The 2,445-nt window shown below is 72.0% G+C and carries 3 protein-coding genes and 1 pseudogene; all 4 read left to right on the top strand.

Annotation, left to right across the window (positions count from 1 at the left end; translation table 11 throughout):
- A pseudogene (locus tag H0U68_RS11515) lies at nucleotides 1-458 on the top strand (hypothetical protein); the annotation flags it as partial.
- Nucleotides 455-1,351, top strand: a complete 897-nt coding sequence (locus tag H0U68_RS11510; protein ID WP_296355672.1) for a response regulator — start codon at nucleotides 455-457, stop codon at nucleotides 1,349-1,351. The pseudogene H0U68_RS11515 and the gene H0U68_RS11510, both read left to right, overlap by 4 nt.
- Nucleotides 1,352-1,355: 4 nt before the next feature.
- Entirely contained in the window at nucleotides 1,356-1,718 is a 363-nt protein-coding gene (locus tag H0U68_RS11505) for a response regulator (RefSeq protein WP_296355671.1), read from the top strand.
- Nucleotides 1,719-1,735: 17 nt separating this feature from the next.
- A partial coding sequence (locus H0U68_RS11500) for an Hpt domain-containing protein (protein WP_296355669.1) occupies nucleotides 1,736-2,445 on the top strand: 710 nt, incomplete at its 3' end.

Here is a 2,445-nt window from a genome sequence, read left to right as displayed (position 1 = left end):
TCCTGGTCGCGGCGGACGGCGCGCCGGTCCTGCTCGACTTCGGCATCGCCACCGCGCTCACGCCCGACGCCGCCCGCGCCCTGCGCCTGACGCTGACGGGGGCCGGACCGGGGCCGCTGACGGCGGCCTACGCCAGCCCGGAGCAGGTGCGCGGCGGGCCGGTCACCACCGCCACCGACGTCTACGGCCTGGGCCTGGTGCTGCACGAATGGCTGTGCGGCCAGCCCGCGCATGCCGGCGAAACCACCACCGAATTGCTCTGCCAGCACCTGCTGGCGCCCGTGCCGCCGCTGCCGGCCCGGCACGCCGGCTGGCAGCCGCTGCTGGACGCGATGCTCGCCAAGGACGCGGGCCGGCGCCCGGCGGACGGCGCGGCCGTCCTGCGGCAACTGAAGCAGCTCCCTTGCGGGCCCGGGCCGTTCCCGGCCGGCGCGCAAGGCCCGAGGAATCCATCTTGAATTTCAACGACACGTACCTTGTCGACGTCATCGGGTTTGCCGACGTCGAGCGCTCGATGCTCTCCAGCATCTTCACGCTGGCGGCACGGCGCGACCCCGGCTTCGCCCAGTTCGAGCCGGGCACCGCCGGCCGCGGCCCCGACATGTACCTGGTGGACGCCGACAACACCGAGTCCTTCAACCAGTTCCGCGCGCTGCACATGCGCGCCAGCCTGCCGGCCGTGATGATCGGCGCCGGCCCGCACACGGCGGGCTTCCCGTCGCTGCAGCGGCCGCTGCAGTGGGCCAAGCTGCTGCAGGTGCTGGAAGACACGCTGGCCAGCGACGAGGAGCGGCCGGTATCGCTGGAGCGCGCAGCGGCGGAGGCCGCGCCCGCGCGGCACCGCACCTCGCCGGGTGCCGCCGCGCTGGGCCGCTCGCACCCCACCGTGCTGCACCGCACGCTGCCGCCGCAGGCGGCGCCGGACGCGGCCACCAACAAGCGCATGCTGGGCGACACCGTGCTGGTGGTGGACGACAACGCGACGGTGCGTGCCTTCATGCAGGCCAAGCTCGCCCCCTACGGCTTCGAGGTCGACTTCGCCGAAACCGGCGAGGAGGCGGTGGGCCTGTCGGGAAGCCAGGAATACACCTGCGTGTTCCTCGACGTGGTGCTGCCGGGAATCGACGGCTACCAGGTCTGCAAGCTGATCAAGGGCAACAAGCAGGCCATCAAGAAAACCGCGGTGGTGATGCTCACCAGCCGCAGCTCGCCGTTCGACAAGCTGCGCGGCTCGCTGGCCGGCTGCGACGAATACCTGACCAAGCCGCTGGACGAGGACCGCCTGCTCGAGGTGATCGCCAAGTTCCTGCCGGGCAGCCGCAAACACCACGAGCGCTCCGCGCACAAGTGAGGCCATGCAAAAAACGATTCTGGTCGTCGACGACACCCGCTCCATGCGGAAGATGGTGGCCGCCGTGCTGGCCGGCGCTGGCTACGACGTGGCCGAGGCCGGCGACGGCGTGGAGGCGCTGGAGCTCGCCCGCGGACAGCGCTTCGACCTGGTGGTGACCGACCACAACATGCCGCGCATGGACGGCGTCACGCTGGTGGGCGAGCTGCGCCGGCTGCCCGACTACGACGCGGTGGCGCTGCTGGTGCTGTCCACCGAGGCCGACCCGGCCTTGAAGCAGCGTGGCCGCGACGCCGGCGCCACCGGCTGGATGGCCAAGCCGTTCGATCCGCAGCGCATGCTCGACATCGTGGCCAAGTTCGTCTGAACGACTGAGAACACGCCATGTTCCAGCCCGCCAGTCCCTTGGCCGACCCCAACGCCTACCGCGCGATCTTCTTCGAGGAGACGCACGAGCACCTGACGCAGGTCGAGGCGATCCTGCTGCGCCTGCAGCCCGAGCAGGCCGACCAGCCCTGGCAGGACGAGCTGAACGCGATCTTCCGCGCGGTGCACTCCATCAAGGGCAGCGCCGCGATGCTGGGCTGCGACGACATGGCGGCGCTGGCGCACCTGCAGGAGAACCTGCTGGACGTGCTGCGCAAGCACGAGCGGCCGGTGGAGCCGGGCGACATCGAGGCCATGCTGCGCGCGGGCGACACCATCCAGGCGCAGGCGCTGCGGCACCGCGGCGTGCTGGACGCGGCGCCCGACGCCGCGCCGTCCGAGGAGCTGCTGCGCCGCCAGATCGCGCGCCCGCGCACCGACGCCAGGGGCGCCGCGCCCGGGCCGGTGGTGCGCCGCTTCGCCGTGCAGCTGGCGCCGCTGGAGGAAGCCATTCCCCAGGACGACCTCGACACCATGCTGGAAGGCCTGGGCGAGATGGGCCGGCTGGCCGAGGTGGAGATCGCCAACCAGCCGGGCGGGAGCGTGTACTTCCAGGTGGAGCTCGAAGGCACGGCCGCCGACCTGCACAGCGTGTTGTCGCTGGTGGTGCCGCCCGAGCTGATCGCCGTCGAGAAACTCGAACCCAGTGCACCGGCGCCGGCGGCGCC

The organism is Ramlibacter sp., assembly GCF_013697775.1.
In the GTDB taxonomy this organism is placed as follows: domain Bacteria; phylum Pseudomonadota; class Gammaproteobacteria; order Burkholderiales; family Burkholderiaceae_C; genus Ramlibacter.
The sequence above is the reverse complement of the archived record's forward strand: the minus strand, read 5'-3'. Positions and strand labels throughout refer to the sequence as shown.